Source organism: Neobacillus rhizosphaerae (assembly GCF_937468385.1).
Lineage (GTDB): Bacteria > Bacillota > Bacilli > Bacillales > Cytobacillaceae > Neobacillus > Neobacillus rhizosphaerae.
Window position 1 is genome coordinate 90,836 of sequence record NZ_CALBWS010000009.1, and the last position, 15,690, is coordinate 106,525.

Annotated in this window: 10 protein-coding genes; 5 read left to right on the forward strand and 5 right to left on the reverse strand. The window is 39.0% G+C overall.

The genetic code is table 11. The features are described from left to right. Positions 1 to 9: 9 nt before the first annotated feature. Positions 10 to 1,215, reverse strand: a complete 1,206-nt coding sequence (locus M5A78_RS09465) for an NAD(P)/FAD-dependent oxidoreductase (protein WP_248735025.1) — start codon at positions 1,213 to 1,215, stop codon at positions 10 to 12. A gap of 256 nt (positions 1,216 to 1,471) precedes the next feature. Then, the gene (locus M5A78_RS09470) at positions 1,472 to 1,993 is read right to left on the reverse strand and encodes a PadR family transcriptional regulator (protein ID WP_248735026.1); all 522 of its coding nucleotides are present in this window, start codon (positions 1,991 to 1,993) and stop codon (positions 1,472 to 1,474) included. Between the two features lie 311 nt (positions 1,994 to 2,304). Here M5A78_RS09470 and M5A78_RS09475 point away from each other — a divergent pair, with 311 nt between their 5' ends. Next, a complete protein-coding gene (locus M5A78_RS09475; RefSeq protein WP_248735027.1) occupies positions 2,305 to 3,150 on the forward strand; it encodes a VOC family protein in 846 nt (281 codons plus the stop codon). A gap of 154 nt (positions 3,151 to 3,304) precedes the next feature. On the opposite strand, the gene M5A78_RS09480 is transcribed toward M5A78_RS09475, so the two are convergent. Both M5A78_RS09480 and rluF read right to left on the reverse strand, forming a co-directional pair. Next, on the reverse strand, positions 3,305 to 4,660 hold the full coding sequence (locus tag M5A78_RS09480) for an APC family permease (RefSeq protein ID WP_248735028.1): 1,356 nt from the start codon (positions 4,658 to 4,660) through the stop codon (positions 3,305 to 3,307). Positions 4,661 to 5,151: 491 nt separating this feature from the next. Beyond that, positions 5,152 to 5,859, reverse strand: coding sequence for a 23S rRNA pseudouridine(2604) synthase RluF (rluF, locus tag M5A78_RS09485; RefSeq protein ID WP_248735029.1), 708 nt, complete (start codon positions 5,857 to 5,859; stop codon positions 5,152 to 5,154). A gap of 222 nt (positions 5,860 to 6,081) precedes the next feature. Here rluF and M5A78_RS09490 point away from each other — a divergent pair, with 222 nt between their 5' ends. The 4 genes from M5A78_RS09490 to M5A78_RS09515 all read left to right on the forward strand — a co-directional run bounded on the left by M5A78_RS09490 (position 6,082) and on the right by M5A78_RS09515 (position 11,649). After that, positions 6,082 to 7,221: a 1-propanol dehydrogenase PduQ gene (locus M5A78_RS09490; RefSeq protein WP_248735030.1), complete on the forward strand. Its 1,140-nt coding sequence runs from the start codon at positions 6,082 to 6,084 to the stop codon at positions 7,219 to 7,221. Positions 7,222 to 7,662: 441 nt separating this feature from the next. Then, a complete protein-coding gene (locus M5A78_RS24790; protein ID WP_319942268.1) occupies positions 7,663 to 9,384 on the forward strand; it encodes a L,D-transpeptidase family protein in 1,722 nt (573 codons plus the stop codon). Between the two features lie 496 nt (positions 9,385 to 9,880). Continuing rightward, positions 9,881 to 11,035 (forward strand): ParM/StbA family protein, encoded by a 1,155-nt coding sequence (locus M5A78_RS09510; RefSeq protein ID WP_248735031.1) that lies wholly within the window; start codon positions 9,881 to 9,883, stop codon positions 11,033 to 11,035. A gap of 14 nt (positions 11,036 to 11,049) precedes the next feature. Next, positions 11,050 to 11,649: a hypothetical protein gene (locus tag M5A78_RS09515; protein WP_248735032.1), complete on the forward strand. Its 600-nt coding sequence runs from the start codon at positions 11,050 to 11,052 to the stop codon at positions 11,647 to 11,649. Between the two features lie 51 nt (positions 11,650 to 11,700). Here the strand turns inward: M5A78_RS09515 and M5A78_RS09520 are convergent, their stop codons facing one another. Further along, on the reverse strand, positions 11,701 to 15,672 hold the full coding sequence (locus M5A78_RS09520; RefSeq protein WP_248735033.1) for an Ig-like domain-containing protein: 3,972 nt from the start codon (positions 15,670 to 15,672) through the stop codon (positions 11,701 to 11,703). Between the last annotated feature and the right edge of the window lie 18 nt (positions 15,673 to 15,690).

A 15,690-nucleotide genomic window follows, 5' to 3' on the forward strand; every position in this document is an offset into this window, starting at 1 on the left:
GGTTAATTTTTAACTCCGAGTTTGATGATACAGGTCCATAGCGGGATGGGATCCGTTTACTAGTACATCTCTCATTATTTTTGCCAATGCGTTACTATAAACAAGGCCATTATCCCCGTAGGCAAATAAGAAATAGCAATTAGGAAACTCTTCATATTCCCCGATTATCGGCAGGCCATCATGAGTACCTCCATAAAATGCTCCTAAGTAAAACTCGGGATAAACGACTATGTTTGGGAATAAATGATTAAATTCCTCAATTAGCTGCTCTTTTTTATGAATGATTTTAGCATCACGATCTTCAGGATAGGTGGTATTTACATCTAATCCGCCGATGATAATCCGATGGTCTTGAGTCGTTCGCATATAAATATAAGGCCGAGCTGTTTCCCAAATGAGTGTCTGCTTATACCAATTTGTAAAGTCATCTACCGGGTTTGTTACGACGGCATACGTGCTCGATATGACACTATTTTTCTCTCGCTTAAATTCTAACCCTTCATAACCTGCAGCAATAATGACATAACGTGCTTGAATGGAATAGCCATTTTCAGTATAAAAAGTTGCGACTTTCTTTTGTAATTTTTTCCCGCTAATTTTTGTATTCTCGAAAATTTGAATCCCTTTTTTTTGAGCATGTAACAGTAGTCCATGAGTATATTTAAATGGATTAATTTCCCCGTCATTATAAATATAAAGTGCGGATTCCTTTTCAAAAGAATAACGTTTCCTTATTTGTTCTTTTGTAAGCCAATCAACTTTAAAATCATGTTTTTGAAGAAAATAAAACTCTTTTTTAAGTTTTTCATTGCCTTCATGATCACTGGCATAATAAAGACTATCTCTCCGCTTGAACTCCGTATCAATATCACTCGTTAGCGAAGCTTTTTCAATATCATTAATGGCTTCTTCGCATAATTTCGTATGTAGAATAGCTGCGTCCTCACCAAAGCTGTTTACTAATTCAAACAGCATTTTATCTCCTAAATATTGAATGAGAGCGGTGTTAACACAAGTACTGCCTGTTCCAATTTTTCGTTTATCAATAACAACCACTTTGAGGTCCGTATCGCTTAGAAAGTTTGCACAGTGGGCCCCTGAACATCCACCCCCAATGATAAGGACATCACAGTTTATGTTTTCTTCTAAAACAGGGTATGCAGGGGGATTAGGCAACGTTGTTTGCCAATAAAATTTCCCACTATGTAAGTTCATCTTTTCAACTCCTTACATTCGTTCTCGTCGTATTGTAGTGTTTCTAAAAAATGTGGTAAGAATTCATTTGCGAAATTCCTTTTTGGTTTAAAGCGTCAAATTTTAAATGATTTTTTTAAAAAAATAATGCCATTCAATCATTATGGAAAAAGTAAGGTTGAAATAGAAGGGGATATGGTTGAAGCCACTAACAGCAAAACAAGGGAACCCAATCAATAACAGGGTTCCCTTGTCTTTTTCATTATTAGAGGTAGAATTACTCGGATTCTTGAATAAGAATATTAATGGTTTTTGCAAGAAATCTAACTTCTGCTTCTAGCATTGTAATTTTATGTTCTACTGCAAGGTTGACCCCGCTCCTTATTCCATGGGCTGGGGTTTGTTTAAATATCTCGATTAAATTTTTATTTTTATTTAACCGATCTTGTAATGCAGGTATTGTTTTTTCCAACGGGAGAAAGTCAATAAACATTAACCCAATATCTCCTTGGTAATTAACACTTTCTGCTGAAGATAAATTATTTAATAGTAATTTGTAAAAATATTGCTTGCCATTTTCATTTATGGAATATACTTTTCGGGTCGGTCTATTTCCTTCTTGCTCGAACTGAATATCAATATATCCGTTTTGGTTGAGTTTATCTAAGGTTGCATACGCAGTAGGCTTTTTCATGTCTGTAACAGTACTTAAGTTTCTCTCAATAAAATCATTAATTTGATATCCATGCTGACTTTGGCTCATGAGCAAACCAAGCAAAATAAGTGAGCGCTGTTCCATTGAGATCCCCCTTTCATATATTATCTCTATTCTTATGTTTTCTCATATAATTCATCTGTAGTCAATCGAGGGGTTACCATCTTGCATGAGTGGAAATGAGTTTTGATGGTTACACCAGCTATATTTACAAACGATGAAGGAATATAAAAAAAGGAAAATTTGCATATTATTATTTACATTTCATTTATCTCGAATTATAATATTTTTAATTCGAGATAATAATTTACACTGAATTTATTTTGTCGTGACATTGAATAATAAATTAGTAGGGAACGAAAAATTCAAGGAATTTAATGAAGGGAATGAGGACTATGGAGTGGTTTCATCAAAAACCAAATATATTTGTCGGTGAAGTCAATATTAACGTTAAAAACCTGGACTATGCCGTAACCTTCTATCAAAATATAATCGGTTTTCAGGTATTAGAGAAGAACGGTAATAAAGCAGTGTTAACGGCAAACGGAAAAACACCGTTACTAACACTTGAGCAGCCAATGGATGTGATTCCAAAAGCAGGACGTACATCAGGCTTGTATCACTTTGCCATTTTACTGCCCAACCGTGCAGATTTATCTGTCTTTTTACGACATTTGCTCCAAACGGGATATCCACTCGGAGCAGCGGACCATTATGTGAGTGAGGCCCTGTATATAACCGATCCAGACGGAAATGGGATTGAAGTATATCGAGACCGTCCTTCGAATGAGTGGAAGTGGAATAATGGCTTAGTAGAAATGGCTACGGAAGAGCTCGATGGGGAAGGGATTCTGGCGGAGAGCGATGCAGAATGGGCGGGCTTGCCGGCTGGCACAGTTATGGGTCATATTCACCTGCATGTTTCCAATTTGCCAAAGGCAGAAGAGTTTTATACACAGGGGCTTGGGTTTAAGATTGTCAGCTACTATCCTCAAGCAGCGTTTCTCTCCACCGGGGGTTATCATCATCACATTGCCATTAATACTTGGCAGGGAGTGGGGGCACTTACAGCACCAAGAAATAGTGTCGGATTAAATTGGTACACGCTAGTTTTCCCTGATAAAGGAGAAAGAGATAAAGTGCTCAAACAACTGCGGCAAATAGGTGCGCCAATTGTAGAAGAAGCGGATTATTATTTAACAAGCGATCCTGCAGGAAATCAAATCCGCTTAGTCCTTTAATCAAGATGTTGAGAGTGTTTTTTGATAAATATGGTAATGACTGCAACGTAGCGGTGACAGATGGGAAAAGCACGTAGGAAAAAAAACCGTTGAAAAGGCACTTGCCAATCAATGGTTTTTTCCTAGACTTTCGTTATTCCGTACTTCTGAATTTTTACGAGAGGGATGAAGTACTTTCCGCCTCATCAATTTTTAAATCAGCAATTTTGATTTTAAAGAATTTTGTTTGGAAAAGCATATAGATAAACCCGATTACAATCCATCCAATACCACCTAAGAGGGCATCAGCATGTAAGTTGTACCACAAAATGCCCGTTAATCCGGCCCCGATAATCGGCATAATTAAGTAAGCGAAAATATCTTTAGCTGTTTTATACCTTTTTTGTCGAAATACAAAATGGGCAATGACGGATAGGTTGACGAAGGTAAAGGCAATCAGTGCTCCAAAGTTGATTACGGAAGAAATTAACTCGAGACTAGGCGAGATGGCAAGCAGGGAAACAACGCCAACCAGGATGACATTAAAAGCAGGTGTTCGGAATTTCGGATGAACATAGCCGAACAGCTTCCTTGGCAGGACGCCATTCCGGCCCATCACGTACAATAGCCGGGAGACACTTGCGTGGGATGCAAGTCCGGAAGCAACGGTTGCAGCAAAGGCACCAGCGAGAAAAATCAGTTGAAAGAGTGTACCGCCCACAAACAGGCCGATTTCAGGGAGGGTGTCGTCGGTTACTTTAAAATTGGAGACATCTGGGAATAACGCTTGGGCGAAATAACCGGCGATAAAAAAGATAGCCCCGCCGATAAATACGGTCAACATGATTGCTTTTGGCATCGTTTTGATATCATTAGCCTCTTCTGCGTACATGGTTACGGCATCAAAGCCAATAAAGGAGAAACAAACAACAGTTGCCCCTGTCAAAATAGCCCCAAGATGGATATCGGAATGAAACAGTGGCGCAGTCGTTAAAATGGTCCCCTGTCCCATCCCTTGGGAAAGCTTAACAAAGGCAAGAACAATAAAGGCTCCAATTAAGACAAGTTCAAAAATAACAAGAAGGGAATTCAAACTGGAGGTTTTACCCATACTCCACACATTAATGGCGGTGACGACCGCGACATAACTAACAACCCAAATCCAGGCTGGCACCTCAGGAAAAATAGATACCATATAAATTCGGATAATCAAGGCATTAACCATTGGAAGAAGGATATAGTCAAGTAGCGCCGCCCAGCCAACAATGAATCCAAGATGCGGGTTTATCGTCTCCCTTGTATACGTATAGGCCGAACCTGCGCTAGGAAAAACCTGTACCATTTTTCCGTAACTAATCGCTGTAAACAACATAACAGCCAAGGCTGTAAGATAGGCAAGTGGGACCACTCCATTTGTTTCACTAGACACAATCCCAAATGTATCAAATACAATGGTGGGTGTCATATAACCAAGTCCAAGTCCAACGATTGCCCATAGTCCCAATGATCGCTTAAGGGTAACATTCTCCAAATTTATCAGCGCTCCTTTTTATTCGTATTTTTGTTAATAAATAGGAACAAAATGAAAGGGGTTTCATTTTGTTTGACAGGTCTGCTGGACCTAACTGCTATTCAATTGTTCATCAGACCTCCCTTAAATAAAAAAATAACCAATTATTCAAAATAGTTGCAATTTTCGTGCCAATATTTTTTCCTGTAGCATCCTGCTTGGATTAATTTCTAGGTCGTTTATTTTCTTCGTTTTAAAGAACGTTTTATCAAAAAGAAGTCTTCCAAATTATGAAAATTTGCATAATCTACTCTAAATTGCATAGAGTGAAACTTCCATCAGCAAGGGTCTTATGGCCCTTTAATGTGTAGTTGGAGGACTTCTCATTAAAGAACTTCGTCAAGATGAAAGACAGCCAAGTGAAATAACTGTGTAGTTAATAGCCTCTTTTCAATACAAAATAGAGGCTGGACCGAAACCACTGTTAATGTTTCGATCCATCCTCTAATTTTTTACCATTCTTTTGGCTCATAGTTTAGCTCTTCAAATAATTGATTACGTTCCCTCTTTGATAGGTCTCTCCATTGGCCAATCGGGAGGTTGCCTAAATGGATATTCATGATTCGCGTCCGTTGCAGCCTGGCAACCTCATAGCCAAGTGCTGAACACATCCGGCGGATTTGCCGGTTTAATCCCTGTGTTAAAACAATTTGAAAAACATATTTAGAAAGCTGTGTTACTTTACAAGGAAGCGTTTTTGTATTTAGAATTTCTACACCAGCGGCCATTCTTTTTAAAAACTCAGCAGTGATGGGCTTATCGACGGTGACAATATATTCTTTTTCATGCTTATTTTCCGCACGCAGAATTTCGTTGACAATATCGCCATCGTTCGTAAGCAATATCAAGCCATCGGAATCCTTATCCAAGCGGCCGATATGGAAAATCCGTAAGGGATGGTTGACGAAATCAACAATATTCCCCTTTACATGCCGTTCTGTTGTACTAGTAATTCCTACGGGCTTATTTAAAGCAATATAGACGTAGTTTTTTGAGACATTGATGGAGTTGCCGTCAATACGGACATGATCCCCAGGCTCGACTTGGCTGCCGATTTCGGCGACCTTGCCATTGATCGTGACTCTACCTTCACTAATTAATTTATCGGCCCCTCTTCTTGAGGCCTTACCAGACTCACTAATAAATTTATTAATACGCATGTTATACCACACCTTAAGCGGATAATTGTATGTCTAAGAATACCTAACTGTCCGTATATTTTCAAGTTCTATGGTGTCAGGCACCATTTTTCCTATTATCACCTGAGGTAGCTTATCCATGAAAAAGTCATTTGTAAGAGGGGTGTCGTAATAGTATAGTTAGAGTAAGTAGGTTTATCTTAAATAGATTGGTTTTTTACTAACTTCAAGGAGATTTTTTAAATGAAGGAAATTTCTTTTCGAACGAATATTTTTATCGGGGAAAACTCATTAGATAGGCTGATGAAAATAACAAGTGAAAAAGTGTTTATTGTTACGGATCCGTTTATTGAACAGTCAGGGATGATGAAGGAAGTTACCAACCGCCTTGAAAATAAGGATAATGACTATTTTATTTTTAGTGACATTGTCCCAGACCCGCCGATTGAAACAGTGGCAGCTGGGGTAAAAGCTATTCAAGAGTTTGGACCAGGGATTATGATTGCTATTGGGGGCGGTTCAGCTATTGATGCGGCAAAGGCGATGAAAGATTTCTCGATAAAATTATCCCCACACCAGCAAGCGATAAAATTTATAGCCATCCCAACGACAAGCGGCACAGGAACAGAAGTGACTTCATTTTCCGTCATAACTGATGAAGTAAATCAAGTAAAACACCCACTTGTCGCGGATAGTTTATTACCAGACGAAGCCATCTTAGATACCACCTTGGTAAAATCAGTGCCGGCTTCGGTTACAGCGGACACAGGGATGGATGTTTTAACCCATGCTATCGAAGCCTATGTTTCTACCAATGCCAATGACTTTTCCGATGCGTTTGCCGAAAAAGCCGTTCAGCTGATTTTTGACTATTTACCGCGGTGCTATAAAGATGGAAATGATTTAGAGGCACGGGAAAAAGTCCATCACGCCTCTTGTTTAGCAGGAATGGCCTTTAATATGGTCGGCTTAGGAGTCAACCATAGTATCGCCCACGTCTGTGGCGCGCAATTTCACATTCCGCACGGGAGAATGAATGCGCTTTTATTAACGACGGTGATTGAATATAATGCGGAAATACAAGGTTTTTCCGCTGGCGGACAAAGTTTCGCTGCTAAAAAATATGCTCAGTTGGCAAAAATTGTTGGTTTTCCTGCCACAAATAGTAGAATTGGGGTCAATAGCCTAATCAAGCATATCAATCAATTAAAAAAAGAGCTGCATCTGCCCGTAAACTTACGAGCTTGCGGGATTACTAAGGAGAAATTACTAGCTTCGATTGGAAAAATAAGTGAAGCTGCACTAATTGATGGCTGTACGCCAACAAATCCAAGAAAACCAACAACCAAGGATATCGAATCAATCGTAGAAAAAATACTTTAAGGAAAAAACTTCTCCTGAGCATCCATTTAATTCAATTGGATGCTTTTTTCATCGTTTTATTTTTAAGAATGTGAAAAACGATTGTTGTTCTCGTCTCAAGAATCCACCGAATTGCGAACAATACCTGTCGTTTGCAAAAAACTTGAATTCTGACGTTATTGCTGTATATATTGGATATAATGACAAATCTATACATAAAAACTAGGGAAATGGGCAGAATGGTGTCCCCTGTCATAGTGCTCCGCTATAGAGGGTTTGGTTTTGTCATAAAGATATTGGAATTACAACTGTCCCCTATTATCTAAAAAAATAGAAATGTCGAAAACATAAAGACTATTAAACTATTTTTTTAAAAAAATACAAAAATCCCACCAAATTCTGACAAAATATTTTGATTTCACATGTTATTTTAGTAGTAACTACATAATTGGGGAGATAGATATGAAAAAAATATCGATTATTTTTGTTCTCTTATTTAGTATCTTTTTCTTTAACATTCCAACCGATGCAGCTGGCAATTCACAGCTGCTGATCATCAACAAAAAGATCAACACAATGGCCTATTACAATGGCGGTAAGTTAGTCAAAACCTTTAAGGTAGCAACAGGGAGATCAAGGGATCTAACCCCTGAGGGTAAATTTAGAATTGTCACCAAGATTGTCAACCGCCCGTATTACAAGGATAATATCCCTGGTGGTGACCCACGAAACCCGTTAGGAAATCGGTGGATGGGGTTAGAAGCAAGGGGTACATATGGTACAACATACGGCATCCATGGTAATAATAATGAAAGTTCCATTGGCAAGTATGTAAGTTCGGGTTGCGTACGGATGCATAACGAGGAAGTTCGATGGCTGTATAATCAAATTCAATTATACACAACAGTCATTATTACCTACTCTGATAGCAGCTTCGATGCAATTGCGAAAGCCAATGGCGTTTCTGCTAGCTCAAATGGCTGGGTCCAAGCAAATGGAAATTGGTATTTTTATGAAAATGGAGCAGCTAAAACAGGCTGGCTTTCCCAAGGTGGAAAATGGTATTACTTTGATGCTTCAGGCGTGATGAAGACAGGTTGGGTATTAACTAATGGAAATTGGTATTTTCTTGAAAAAAGCGGTGCGATGAAAACAGGCTGGTTAGCAAGCAGAGGGAAGTGGTACTATCTAGATAATTCAGGTGTCATGAAAACAGGCTGGCAGCTAGATCGAAGTAGGAGGTATTATCTTGATGAATCGGGCGCGATGAAAACAGGCTGGCTTAAATCCGGTAATGAATGGTACTATCTCGATGCTGGCGGTGCGATGAGAACCGGCTGGACTTCCCTCAAAGGAAAATGGTATTACCTAGAATCTAACGGCACAATGAAAACAGGTTGGTTGGATCTAGCTGGGAAAAAGTATTTCCTCAGTGATAGCGGTACAATGGCAACCGGCTGGGTGGAATTGGCTGGTAAATGGTATTATCTCTATGTAAATGGAGAAATGGCCGCGAAAACAACGATTAATGGTTATATTTTAGGTGAAGATGGTGTATGGATTCAGGTTGAATATGTTGCTTTAGGAGACTCCTTGGCAGCTGGCATGACTCCATATGGAGAAGATCGGGAGGGTGATTTAGGCTATCCTGATTATATTGCCCAGAACTTCAAAAAATCTTATCAATTACTTGATTTTGATAACTTTGGTGTTTCGGGTTATACAACGGTGGATTTAATTGCCCAATTAAACAAGGCAGAAGTTCAAAAGGAAATCAAAGAAGCGACTCACATTACTCTTGATATCGGTGCTAATGATTTGCTTCCAGTCATTCAAACAAATCCAACTCAAGCACCGGCAGCAATTGCAACGGTAGCGACAAATTTAAACACAATCTTGAGCACGATTGATCAACTAAATCCTAAGGTGAAGGTTTATGTAATGGGCTACTACAACCCATTCCCATATATGCCACAAGAACAACAAGCGCAATTATTACCGTTGTTAACAGCATTTAATGGTCAAATTCAATCCCAAGCTGTCCAGCATGGCGATACATTTGTTCCAACAGATACAGTGATTGCAAGTAAGTTTCTAGAATACCTGCCAAATCCTCAAAAAATTCACCTAAGCTTGACAGGATATCAAGCGGTTGCAGGTGAATTTTGGAAGGTAATGAAGTAGGAAGTGTCAGACTCGACTCCAATTTTGTGTGATAGTTTAATAGTTTGCAAAGGCACCTTTTAGAGGGTGCCTTTTGTATTGGCCTTTATTATGATTACGGGGCCTCAATTTGGATGATAGTTGAAATAAACGATGCTTCAGGTATTTTCTTTATCTAGAATTCTTTGCTGAAATATTTGTAACATTTCATTCACGTATACTGTAACGTAAACTTGTTTACGTTACAGTATACTTCTAGTTTACAAATTCGTTTACATGTATACAAGTCTGTTTACATCCCTTGAATACGCCATGTATACAAATTTGTCAGCAATGTTTACAAAAATGTTTACATGATTTTCTATGTTTACAAAATGTTTACTTTTTTACACTTGTATTTCGTTTTGGTCGGTACCATTGAAGAATCTATTAATCTCCTATAGCCTTAATAGAAAGTACTAGAGATAGAGAACTACTTATAAGCATAAATCTAATAAATGGAAAGGAATGATTTTTTATGACTAAATCTAGAATTGCAGCGGTGGATGTTGGCAATGATTCCATTAAGGCTATTTTCGGAGAATTAGAGTATGAAATGAATATTCCTAACATTGTAGCAAGAGACACGGAAGACCGGCCTGTGATCGGTATCGAAGAGCTTGATACTAAAGAGCCGTTAGATGGGATTCATATCAAAGTTCACTCCCCTGCCCTGAAAGAAAATAATCTGATTTATCGTGTCGGGAATCTAGCGGCTAAAAGTAATAATGCTGTCGAATTAGACCCAGGTAGCAGTAAATCGGAGGAAGATCAAACATTAATTATGCTTTTAGCAGCACTGGCCTTGGATGCGGTGAAAGGAGACTTTCCTCGAACAAAGAATGTCATTGATGCTAATTATACCTTAGGAACAGGACTGCCTCTTCGTGAAGTGAAGGAAGGCAAGGATGCTGGATACCGCTCCAAATTAATTGGGTCTGTTCACCAGGTTGAATTTCTCGTCACACCAAAATATCAGGGATTAAAGGTAAATATCAAATTTAATGAAGTAAAGGTCTACCCTGAAGGTTTTGCCGCCTTTATTAACCTTGTCATGGACAATCATTTAAAAATTATTAATAAGGATTTAATTGATAAGCGGATTTTAATTCAGGATATTGGCGGTTTATCCACCGATATTGCTGTCATTAAAAATCGCAATGTCGATGATGATAAGGCACAAGGGTTTAACCTCGGGGTCTCAGAATCTTTAGAAGCGATTCGTGAAGAAATTAGAACAAAGCACGGCGTCGAACTGGACAGCCGTCGTGATGTGGTTGAAATTATTACGAGAAAAAATGACCGCAATCATATAATGGTGAAAGGAAGCAGGACAAGCGTTCACGATATTACTGATCGTATCCTGCTTGATTTAGCGAAAAAACAATATCGATTATTACGAAATGTGTGGCAGAAAAACTCGCAAACGGAAATCTGCTATTTTGTTGGCGGTGGGGCCCACGTCTTAAAAGACTATCTAAAAACATTAAATAATAATTTGGACGGCTATAATATCGAATTCTTTGAGGACGATAAGGAAAGTATTTGGATGATGGCTAATGCTTATTATAAACTCATCACAGATTTTGTCAGAAGAACGGAGAAACAAAAAGCTGCTCCGGCCAAGAGTTAAAATAAGGTGATGCTATGAAAAAGCCTGCTGCTAATGAAATTAAACGAGGCCAAGCACTATCCTTTCGCGTCCCTTCCGATACACCTGACCATATTTTAAAACAGCTGCAAAAATTAAAAGAAACAGAGAGAAGGAATTTTTCAAGTAAAATGGCGGAGTTTGTGTTACAAGGGGTTAATCATTCTTTTTCCAGGGAAAAGGAACTGCTCACAATCCCGCTGCCAAAGAATTTAACGAAAGCACAACGAGATTGGTTGAAGCATGAGCACTCTGAGGCATTATTAGGAAGTATTCTCTATCAGCTGATTTCTGACCCCGTGCGTTCAACTTCCTTACTTGCCGCTTTAAATAGTAACGCACTGGATATTGAAGAGGCTTTATATCTTCAGGAGGAAGTATTTCCCGAGGAACTTGCCGTTTCCACCGATGGACCAAGCAGCAGCCAGAAGGAAATATCTGCTGCGCTCAAATTACATGATAGGACGGATGATCTCGATGAGTTTGATTGGGATAGTGCGAAACAGGAAGAAGTGCTTGTAAAGGTAGAAAATAATGAAGAGGAACTAGATGTAGACGACCTGCTTGGCGGGTTTTTAGCGAATATGAATAAGTAGCTTTTAAAAAAAGAACCCCGTCTGTCAATTAAAAGGCGGGGTTCTTTGTGATTACTTTCTAATGTAGAAGGCAGGAGATTCCTTTGTAACCTTTTTACCATCAAGTAAAATCGTGATGATAGCTTTATATTGGCCTTCGTCTAATGTCCTTGTTCCAAGGTTAAAGATATACTGGCCATTTGAGCGGAACAGGTTTCCTTCGGAGGCTGCAGATGTCGATATACCATCGAAAGGAACTCCGCTTATCTGATCAGTAATCTTAACTAATTGAATGGTTGCGATGGCATCATTCACCTGTTTTATACCGTCGTAAATTTCGAACTTTACAGGAATTGTACTATTCTTTTTAAATGTGCTTGTTCCGTTGGCTTCTATCGGTTGTTGAACCCCGCTGAAGTCGTAAACATGGTAGGAATATTTGAAAGTACTTGTATTGCCTGCTTGATCGGTTGCTGTTACTGTTACGGTATGAACCCCAGCTTTAGCGGTATCAAGCTTTTGCGCAAACTGTAAGTTAGGGTTTGAATCCAGCTTATCAGTTACTATAGGAATGACCTCGACTTCCTGTCCAACTAAGAAGCGCTGGCCGTCCTTTAAACCATGCAGGCCGACGATGACTGGGGCGGTGTTATCAACTGTGTACGTAATAGTCGAAACAGTTGTGTTACCGGCAGCGTCTTTAGCGGTGACGGTTAATTTATGAACGCCTTCACCGGTTTGCAGCTCATCGGCTTTGACATCAATTAGATGTTCATCGGTTACACCATAGTAGGTCTTAGGTCCAGTTAGGGCCTCGGTTAATGCTTTTGTTGTATAGTGCTTACCATTGGTTAAATAGAACTTTACTGCTGGTTTCGTATCATCCACTGTATAAGTGATAGATACAGAAGAACGATTACCAGCCTTATCAGTGGCCGTCACTCTTAAAGTATAGGTTCCATCTTCACCCATTATTAATGGATCGGCACTAACCGTAAGATCGTTATTGTTATCGGAGGCACTGTAGTACTGACCTATTTCATAGAGAAATTGAGAGGTATAAATACTACTCTCGGTTAATTTCAATGAAATGGTTGGCGCTGTGTTGTCAACCGTATACGAAATTGTTTTGGTTGTCGTATTACCGGCCTTATCAGTAGCAGTGACGGTATAGGCGTAAGTTCCTTCATCGAATTTCAAGTCACTTGCATTGTCAGTAACTGGGTTAACTTCTGTAACAGTATAAGGTTTTGCCGTTAACCCTTTCAGATAAACTGCATTATAGAAGCCGCCATCTTTGAGCTTCGTTTCATCAATATTTATGACTGGAGGTGTGTTATCTAAATGGTATTCGACAGATTTAGATGTACTATTCCCAGCTTTATCGACAGCTGTGACTGTAGCTGTATAAGTGCCGTCGGATGTCGCTAATGGGGTATGCTGCACATCAAATAGGTTCGTATCATTTGCTGTCCAGTATTGTCCAAGTTTCTCTAACGCAGCAAGGTTATAATATTTACCTGTTTCTAAAGTAAGCGAAACTTCTGGTGCGGTATCATCAATCGTATAGCTTGCTTTGGCGCTGTTACTGTTTCCAGCTTTATCAGCCGCACTGACCGATAACTCGTGTTTCATTTCTGTAAAACCAAGACCGTTAAAGTCCACTGTGTTTTCATCAAGGTTTTCGTCATCAATGGTAAAGTAAGGAGCAAATGTCTTAAATTTCTCAGAAGTATAGAAACCATTGTCGTCAAACTTAAATGTGATGACAGGCTTGGTATTATCGACAGTGTACTCAATCGTTTTTTCGGCTTCATTGCCGGCCTTGTCAACTGCAGAAATTTTTGCCGTATGTTTACCCTCTGTGTAGATTAAATCACTGGCCTTAACGCTTTTAGGATCGAGATTAGTATCTTGTACAGTGTAATACTGACCTAATTGTTTCAGGGTATCAGCATTATAGTACCCGCCATTCGTTAATACGGTGGTGATTGTTGGCTTCGTATTGTCAACTGTATACGTTACAGAAGCAGTTCCGACGTTACCGGCCGCATCCGTGGCGACAATCGTTACGGTATGCTCCGATTCATCTTTTTTGTTATAGCCGATGATATTAAAATCGTATGGATTTTTCTCGTCTATGGAATAAATTGGCTTATCATCTGGTAAATCCGCTGATTTATAATATCCGCCCGCCTTTGGTTTTTCAATTGAAACCACTGGTGCAATATTATCGACTGTGTACTTAATTGTTGCTGTCGTCCTATTTCCGGCAGCATCCATTGCCGTAACGGTTAGCTCATGGGTCCCCTCAGATTTATCATAGGCAGATTGAACAACACTTACTACTTGGTTGTTATCGGAAGTAGTGTAATAGTTTTCTGGTAGATTTTTAGAATGATAGAAACCATTTTGTGTTAAATTAAACGATATTGTTGGGGCTGTATTATCGACAGTGTAAGTAATGGTTTCAGTTTTTGAATTTCCTGCTTTATCTGTAGCCATAATGGTTAGTGTGTGACTTCCCTCTGTTAAGTCAAATGGACTTACATCGACCTTATCCTTGTTTAAATCTTCCACGGTGTAAAAATTGGTAAGTTCCTGTAAATAGCTAGATTTATAGAAGCCGCCATTTGCGATTTTATCAGAATCAATAGTAATAACAGGATCTGTAGTATCAACATAGTACTCAACATCTTTTTCGGTCGCATTACCAGCTTTATCAACGGCCCTTACCGAAGCATAATAGTGGCCATCAGTTGTTCCGAAGCCGGTAGGGATTACTGTTGATATATTAGTATCTGTTGCTGTATAAAGCTGTCCGATTTTGCTTAAAGAACTTGCATTATAATATTTGCCATTCTCCAAGTTTATGGTAACCTTTGGAGCGGTATCATCGATGATATAATTTGCAGTGGCGGTGCTATGATTATTTGCTTTATCAGATGCACTAACTGTTACTGATTGTGTCCCTTCAGTTAAGACTGGTGTGGAAGCGTTAATCGTGGAATTGTCTAAGTTGTCATCCTTTACTTCATAGTAAGGGTTAAATGTACGGAAAGTATCTGATGTATAAAAACCGCCATCATTAAATTTAAAGGAAATCGTTGGTGCATCATTATCAATAACATAGTTAATCAATTTTTCAGAAAAATTCCCCGCTTTATCCAGAGCAGTAATTTTAACCGTATGAGATCCAACAGTCAGGTCAAGATCAGGAGTGGTGGAAATTTGTAAGTTCGGTTCTTGAATCGAATAATAACTCTTCACAATATCTTTTAAAGAGTCAGTGTTATAGACCCCGCCATCAACCAATACAGAATGAATCTCTGGTTTTGTATTGTCAATATAATATGTGACGGATGCTTGTCCTACATTATCATATTTATCAATGGCTTTAACTGTAACGGTATGTTCGCCTTCAGTTTTAGTATCCCATCCAATTATCTCTGTTCTATAAGTACTTTGATCTTCAACGGTAAATTCCGGGCTGGACGATAACTGGCTGGATTGATAGAATTTCCCTTCGGTTGGCTTGGTAATGCTGACAACAGGCTTAACTTTTTCCCCTAACACCTCTACAGTTAATTTATCAACTGTATCATTTACAAGCGAATTTCCTGTGCCTGGTTTATTATCATTAATTTTTATTTGAATTGGGACGTTGTAAGTTCCGGGTGCTACATTTGCATTAACAAAAATTTGAGCACCATCTACAACAGTAGAAAGTGTTTCCCCTGAATATGGAATATCCTTTGTACCCTTTGGAGGAACAGGGTTTTCTGGATAGCCGATATAGTATTTGGTGTCAACATGTATTGTCCCGGAGGTATTTTTTTGATTTCCGCCTGTATAGGCTAACTTAATTTTAAAATCCACCTTCTCTCCTGGGTAAACCTTAATAACCTTATCAGGAGCTGCTTCAAATTCTGGAGATGAATCAACTAATTCAATGCCGGCAGCAATCGCAGATATGGCAGGGACCAATCCTGATAGTAACAGCGCTAACAACATGACAAGTGTTTTCTGTAATTTTCTTAACATTCCTTCTTCCTCCTAGAA